Source organism: Caulobacter sp. D5 (assembly GCF_003185805.1).
In the GTDB taxonomy this organism is placed as follows: domain Bacteria; phylum Pseudomonadota; class Alphaproteobacteria; order Caulobacterales; family Caulobacteraceae; genus Caulobacter.
In genome coordinates, this window is the sequence record NZ_QHJY01000376.1 from 1 (window position 1) to 6,416 (window position 6,416).

At 69.7% G+C, this 6,416-nt stretch carries 9 protein-coding genes and 1 pseudogene; 7 read left to right on the forward strand and 3 right to left on the reverse strand.

All coding sequences use genetic code 11. The features are described from left to right. Positions 1-415 (forward strand): aminotransferase class IV (locus tag DMC18_RS21305; protein ID WP_199232603.1); only part of this gene is annotated, 415 nt, incomplete at its 5' end. 4 nt (positions 416-419) lie between these two features. Here DMC18_RS21305 and DMC18_RS21310 read toward each other — a convergent pair. The 3 genes from DMC18_RS21310 to DMC18_RS21320 form a co-directional block, all read right to left on the reverse strand. Continuing rightward, positions 420-986: a TadE/TadG family type IV pilus assembly protein gene (locus tag DMC18_RS21310; protein ID WP_110119562.1), complete on the reverse strand. Its 567-nt coding sequence runs from the start codon at positions 984-986 to the stop codon at positions 420-422. After that, positions 983-1,570 carry a TadE/TadG family type IV pilus assembly protein gene (locus tag DMC18_RS21315; protein WP_110119563.1) on the reverse strand — a complete coding sequence of 196 codons (588 nt, stop codon included), beginning with the start codon at positions 1,568-1,570 and terminating at the stop codon, positions 983-985. Before DMC18_RS21315 ends, DMC18_RS21310 begins: the two co-directional genes overlap by 4 nt. 129 nt (positions 1,571-1,699) lie before the next feature. Then, positions 1,700-2,128: a pilus assembly protein N-terminal domain-containing protein gene (locus tag DMC18_RS21320; RefSeq protein ID WP_110119564.1), complete on the reverse strand. Its 429-nt coding sequence runs from the start codon at positions 2,126-2,128 to the stop codon at positions 1,700-1,702. Positions 2,129-2,443: 315 nt separating this feature from the next. Between DMC18_RS21320 and DMC18_RS21325 the strand changes: the two genes are divergently transcribed. The 6 genes and pseudogenes from DMC18_RS21325 to DMC18_RS21350 all read left to right on the forward strand — a co-directional run. Then, positions 2,444-2,623, forward strand: a complete 180-nt coding sequence (locus DMC18_RS21325) for a Flp family type IVb pilin (RefSeq protein WP_110119565.1) — start codon at positions 2,444-2,446, stop codon at positions 2,621-2,623. Between the two features lie 28 nt (positions 2,624-2,651). Further along, on the forward strand, positions 2,652-2,828 hold the full coding sequence (locus DMC18_RS21330; RefSeq protein ID WP_110119566.1) for a Flp family type IVb pilin: 177 nt from the start codon (positions 2,652-2,654) through the stop codon (positions 2,826-2,828). A gap of 183 nt (positions 2,829-3,011) precedes the next feature. Beyond that, positions 3,012-3,524 carry a prepilin peptidase gene (locus tag DMC18_RS21335; RefSeq protein ID WP_110119567.1) on the forward strand — a complete coding sequence of 171 codons (513 nt, stop codon included), beginning with the start codon at positions 3,012-3,014 and terminating at the stop codon, positions 3,522-3,524. A gap of 199 nt (positions 3,525-3,723) precedes the next feature. Beyond that, positions 3,724-4,611: a Flp pilus assembly protein CpaB gene (cpaB, locus tag DMC18_RS21340; protein ID WP_110119568.1), complete on the forward strand. Its 888-nt coding sequence runs from the start codon at positions 3,724-3,726 to the stop codon at positions 4,609-4,611. Beyond that, the gene (locus DMC18_RS21345; RefSeq protein WP_110119569.1) at positions 4,608-6,101 is read left to right on the forward strand and encodes a type II and III secretion system protein family protein; all 1,494 of its coding nucleotides are present in this window, start codon (positions 4,608-4,610) and stop codon (positions 6,099-6,101) included. Before cpaB ends, DMC18_RS21345 begins: the two co-directional genes overlap by 4 nt. A gap of 10 nt (positions 6,102-6,111) precedes the next feature. After that, positions 6,112-6,416: pseudogene (locus DMC18_RS21350) on the forward strand (hypothetical protein); the annotation flags it as partial.

A 6,416-nucleotide genomic window follows, 5' to 3' on the forward strand; every position in this document is an offset into this window, starting at 1 on the left:
CCGCCGCAACGAGGGCTCGCCCGCTTCGCGGCTGAAGACCCTGGCCTATCTCGACAACGTGCTGGCCCGCGCCGAGGCCAGGGCGGCGGGGGCGGACGAGGCCCTGATGCTGAACAATCGGGGCGAGCTGGCCTGCGCCTCGGCCGGCAACCTGTTCTGGCTGGACGGCGAGACCCTGGCGACGCCGGCCCTGGCCTGCGGCGTGCTGGCCGGCCTGGCGCGGGGCCGGGTGATGGCCGCCGCGCGCGCCATGGGTCTTTCGGTGGTCGAGGTCGCGGTGGGCCCCGAGGCGCTGGCCTCGGCGCGGGCGGTGTTCCTGACCAACAGCCTGACGGGCGTGCGGCCGCTGCGGCGGCTGGACGGCCGCGCACTGGGCGAGGACCCGCGCGTCGCGGCCCTGGCGGCGGCGATCTAGCGCCCTAGGACGTCGCCCAGGTCACCGTGTCGGACTTGCGCGGCCGCAGGTAGAAGGTGCGCTTGAAGGTGATGCTCTTGGAGATCAGCATCGAGGTCGGCGAGGCGTAGGTGTAGCTGGCCGTGCTCATGATGACGCTGCTGCTCTTGGGCAGCACGCCGTCCGAGACGGTGACCGTGGCGGCGGCCTTGGGGCAGTCCGAGGCGTTGCTGTTGGCGGTCCAGGCCACGGTGCCCTTGCGGGTGCCGTCGGAGGCGGCCGCCGTGGTGTCCGAGGTCAGGCTGACCAGGCACATCTTCAGGTTCGTCGACGAGAACGGCGACATCACCGTCTTGCCGATCGCGAAGATGTCGGTGACCCGGCTCTGGGTGATGGTGGCGTTCTGGGCCGCGATGTCGCCGATCAGCGAGGTGGTGTGGCTGAGGCGGCGCTGGGCCATCATCGCCTGGGTCACTTCGCACATGCCGAAATAGAAGAGGATCAGCAGCGGCGCCAGGACGGCGAACTCCACGGCCACGGCGCCGCGGGTGTCGCGCCAGAGGCGCGCGCGGAAGAGAAGGCGGGCGATCATGAGGGGCACGTCACGCTGCTGGCCGTGGTGCTGTTGTACGGCTCGTTGACGAAGGCGGTGGCGGCGGTGAGCGTGCGCTTGCCGTTGACGGCCGAGAGCGCGGTCTGCAGCAGCGGGGTGATCACCGGCCAGGCGTAGTAGGCGCGGACCACGACCAGCGAGGTCGGGCCGCCGGGATCCCAGCAGGTGGTGGTCGGGGTCGTCAGGCTGCTGGCCGAGGCGAAGGTGCTGACCGTGCGCACGTCGACGCGCAGGGCCGAGGCGCAGGGGCCTTCCAGCCACGACATGCGCGTGCAGACCGCGCTCTTGAAGGTGCTGGCGGTGCCGCTGGCGACCTGAACCTGGCCGGTGCGGATCTCGCGGCTGGTGTCGATGACCGCGTTCTCCAGGGTCACGCCGGCGAAGAAGATCAGCCCCAGCTCGATCAGGCCGAAGAACAGCAGCAGGAACGGGATCATCAGCAGGGCGAACTCGACCGCCGTCGCGCCGCCTTCGTCGCGCGCCAGGGCGGCCGCGCGACCCATGCGCAGGCGGCGGGCGGCGAGCCGCAGGCGGGCTCGAAACGATAAGGGCGGAGTCCCCATGCGAAGGTCCGTGGCTGATACCGGGCGACCTTAGCCCACGCTCCCTAACCGCCTCCTAATCGCGGGGCGGCGGGATCCAATCAGGAAGAGCCGCGTGCTCGCGTATGTACGCGGGCGAGGGCGGCGGCTTTAGGGCTGGCCGGCCGCCGGGGCGCTGGTGGTCGAGGTCAGGACGGTGCAGCGGCCGTCGCAGGCGTAGGTCGAGGCGTTGGCGCCGCGCTGGACGGTGACGGCGTCGGCCGAGACCTCGGTGACCAGCACCTGGCCGCCGGCCAGGGCGCGGCCCTGGGCGTCGAAGGCGAACACGGTGGTCACGCCCACGCGCTTGCCCAGGATCACCAGCGTGCGGTCGTTGACCACGCTGACGTCGGCGATCTGCGGGTCGCCGACCACGATCTCGCGGGCCGAGCCGTTCAGCGGCAGGGTGGTCGCCTGGCCGGCGGCCACCGAGAGGGTGCGAGGAGCGGCCGGAGCCGGGGTCGGCGACGCCGCCTGAGCCGCGGCGGCGGCCGCGCAGAGGCTGAAGAAAGCGACGATGGCGAGCGAGAGGCGGCGCATGGCGGTCCTGTCGGAGCAAATTCAACGCCCATGACTTTGCCGAAGAATGGTCAATAAAAGACTAAGGACTGCTTGCCTGCGACAAACTGGACTGTTCAAAAGTCCTTAGAAATAAGGCGGTTGCGACGCTCCAAAACCGACTTGGTTAAGAGTTGCTAATGGTAAAATTAAATAAACCAAAAGAAAAATCGCAGAAAAGTTCTGTTGTTTACTGTCGATTAAGCGAGGTTGGCGAAATTGATCGTGTTTTCGGGGGTGAACAAGTCGCAGCGGCTTGCTGACCCAGCCAAGTTTTTCTCAGCAGGAGATCAAGTCATGTCGAAGTTTGTCACGCGCTTCCTGAAGGACGAGTCGGGCGCCACGGCCATCGAATACGGCCTCATCATCGCCCTGATCGCCGTCGTCATCGTGACCGCGTTCACCACCCTGCGTCCGGCTCTGTCGAGCGCCTTCGGTAAGGCCACCACCGAGCTGAACACCGCGGCGGCCGGCTAATAGCCAGCTGTTGATGGAGGGGCGACCGATGGTTGTGTTCTGCGAACGCTTCCTGAAGGACAGCCGGGGTGCGACCTCGATCGAGTATGGCCTCATCGCCGCCTTGATCAGCGTCGTCGTCCTGGCCGCCGTCCAGCTCCTGGTTCCGGCCATCGCCGGGGCCTTCGGCCAAGCCGAGACCCAGCTCAGAGCCGTCGCGCAGTAAAAGCGACAGCGCCGAGCTTCAGAACTTGGGCCGCGTCCTCGCAAGGGACGCGGCCCTTGTCTTTTCCGGGTTCTGCTTTCGCGATCTCTGGCGAAGTCTTCGGCTTCGTTTCGGCGCCGCTCGGAAACCATTGCTTCATCGGCCGTGGGGTAGGGTTGGTTCAGCAGCCGTCCGGAATTCCAGATGCAGACCCTGTCCTTTCTTCCCCTGATCGTCTTTGCTGGCCTGGCGGTGGTCGCCGGCCTGAAGGACGTCACCAGCTACACCATCCCCAACTGGATCTCGCTGGCCCTGCTGGGCGCCTTCCCGTTCGCGGCGCTGCTGGGCGGCGTGGGCTGGACCACGGCGGGCCTGTGCCTGGCGGTGGGTTTCGGCCTGCTGCTGGTCGGCATGCTGATGTTCGCGCTGCGCTGGGTGGGCGGCGGCGACGCCAAGTTCCTGGCCGCCTGCGCCCTGTGGATGGGCGTCACGGGCCTGCCGTCCTTCCTGCTGATCACGGCCCTGGCCGGCGGCGCCCTGACCTTCGGCCTGATGAGCCTGCGCTCCGGCTGGCTGGAGCCGATCATCGCCGGCAGCCCGGCCTGGGTGCGCCGTCTCGGCGACAAGAAGGGCGACGTGCCCTACGGCGTGGCCATCGCGGTCGGCGCCCTGGCCGCTCTCCCGCAGAGCGCGATCGGCCTGGCGATCCTCAACTAAACTCGCCGCGCGCCGCGTTCGGCGGCCGCGTCAGGCTGTCGCGGCCGGGAAGCCCTTTGGAGGGCGGGTCCTTTAGCGGCTGTTAACCATGGGCGCCCCAGTCTGGGATGCGGCCAGAACGGCTGTCGATCCAAGCGTCCGCTGGCCTGAAGGCCGCGACGCCCGCAGCCCGCCTCGCCGACCAGAGCCCCGCCCGCGCATGAATCCCGTCAGAATCATCATCGTCCTGGTGGCCGCCGTCTCGGCGATCGGCCTGGCCGTGCTGATGCAGAAGGCCGTTGGCGGCAAGCCCGCCAAGGCCGCCGCTGTCGCCTCGGCCCCCGCTCCCGGCCTCGACGCCAAGCCCATGACCCTGGTCCTGGTCGCCAAGCGCGACCTGTCGATCGGCGCGCGCCTGGGCCATGACGACGTCGAGTGGAAGGCCTGGCCGGCCGACGCCGTCAGCCCCGTCTACATCACCAACGGCGCGGCCCCGGTCGAACCCGCCAACGGCGCGGCCAAGGCGGTCAAGACCGTCGGCGACGCCACCGGCCTGGGCGGGGCTGCTCCCGAAGCGGCCGTCGAGGGCGCGATCGTCCGCGACCCGCTGCTGGCCGGCGAGCCCATCGTGCCGCGCAAGATCGTCCGTGGCGGCGAGGGCGGCTACCTGTCCGTCGTGCTCTCGCCCGGCGCCCGCGCCATGGCCGTGCCGGTCACCTCCGAGACCGCCGCCGGCGGCTTCATCCTGCCCGGCGACCGGGTCGACGTGCTGCAGACCCGCGACGCGCCGAACACCGAAGGCGCCAGCACCGGCAAGCAGGTGATGGCCGAGACCGTGCTTCAGAACATCCGCGTCCTGGCTCTGGACCAATCGACCACGGCCGACAAGGACGCCAAGACCATCGTCGCGGCCACCGCCACCCTCGAGGTGCGCCCGGCCGAGGCCGAGGCCCTGACCCGCGCCAAGGCGTCGGGTCCCGTCACCCTGGCGCTGCGCGCCTACACCGACCTGGGCGGCCCCTCCGGCGTCGCCGCGCCCACCCAGGACTCCACGGTCATCCGCATCAATCGCGGCGGACAGACTTCCAGCATCGCGGTGCGCCAATGATCCGCCGGTTCGCTTCCGTTTCCCTCGCCGTCCTGACGGCCCTTGCTCCCGGTTTGGCGCTGGCCGACGGCCCGCCGGCCGGCGACCGGGTCTATCGCCCGGCCCGCGCCGTCTCGCGCCCAGTCGCGGCCGTTCCCGACTACGCGCCGGCGCCGGTCGCCGACCAGGTGCTGCGCATCGACCTGACCGCCGGTCCGGGCGCCCGCACGCTGAACCTGCCGCGCGGCAAGTCGGCGATCATCGAGCTGCCGTCCGACGTGCGCGATCTCTTGGTGACCAACCCGCAGGTGGCCGACGCCGTGCTGCGCAACCCGCGCCGCATCTATGTGCTGGGCCTGGGCAAGGGCACCACCGACGCGGTGTTCTTCGACGCCTCCGGCCGCCGGCTGCTGTCGCTGGCCATCCGCGTCGACGAGGACTCCAGCACCCTGCAGGACACCCTGCGCAAGGTGCTGCCCGCCTCGCGCATCGAGGTGCAGGCGGTCCGCGACAGCCTGATCCTGACCGGCATGGTCGCCAACGCCGCCGAGGCCAACACCGCCTCGCAGATCGCCGCCCAGTTCGTCTCCAAGCCCGACCAGGTGGTCAACCTGCTGTCGGTCGCCGGCAAGGACCAGGTGACGCTGAAGGTCCGGGTCATCGAGGTCCAGCGCAACATCGTCAAGCAGCTGGGCGTCAACGTCTCGGCCGCGCTGAACCAGCTGGGCAGCAACAACTTCTCGGTGGGCTTCGAGCCCAAGTACGCGATCAACAACGGCCTGCAGGGCGGCGGCACGATCGGCGCCACCATCGGCGGCAGCAACAACAGCGCCACGGCCAGCGTGCAGGCGCTCGAGCGCGTGGGCCTGGTGCGCACGCTCAGCGAGCCGAACCTGACGGCGGTGTCCGGCGAGGCCGGCCGCTTCCTGGTCGGCGGTGAATTCCCGGTGCCCGTCGACATGTCGGAGACCGGCAAGGTCACCCTGCAGTTCAAGCCCTACGGCGTCAGCCTGGGCTACACGCCGGTGGTGCTGTCGGGCGGCCGCATCTCGCTGAAGCTGTCGACCGAAGTCTCCGAACTGACCAGCGTAGGCGCCTACACCCTGACCTCCGGCACCTCGACGATCGTGGTGCCCGGCCTCAGCGTGCGCCGCGCCGAGACCACGGTCGAGCTGCCCTCGGGCGGCTCGCTGATGATCGCCGGCCTGCTGCAGCAGCAGAGCAAGGAAAACATCGACGCCCTGCCAGGGCTGAAGAGCCTGCCGATCCTCGGCGGCTTGTTCCGGTCGCGCGACTATCTGAACGGCGAGACCGAACTGGTGATCCTGGTCACGCCCTACATCATCGACCCGACCAAACCGGCCGACCTGCAGACGCCGGCCGACGGCCTGCGGCTGGCGGGCGACATGGGCACTGTGCTGCTCGGGCGGCTGAACACGGTGGTCAACGCGCCGGCCGGCGCCAACGCCAACCGCAGCTATCAGGGGCCTGTCGGCTATGTCATCGAATAGGGACGCGGCCATGACGCGATGCAATCTCCAGCGCCTGGCCGCGACCGTCGCGGGCCTGGCCGTGCTCACCGCCCTGTCGGGTTGCGCCTCGGCCATGAACGAGGCGCGCGCAGACGCCGCGCCGATCGCGCCGCCGCCGGCGACGACCGAGACCCAGCAGTGGGAAGACCGCGTGCGTGTCGAGGCCGCCCCGGACGAGATCCTGCTGGCCATCCACGCCGAAGGCCTGTCGCAGCGTCAGGCCGAGGCGCTCGACGCCCTGGCCTGGTTTCAGAGGGCGGCCGAGTTGGGCCACGTCAAGTCGATCAACGTGGT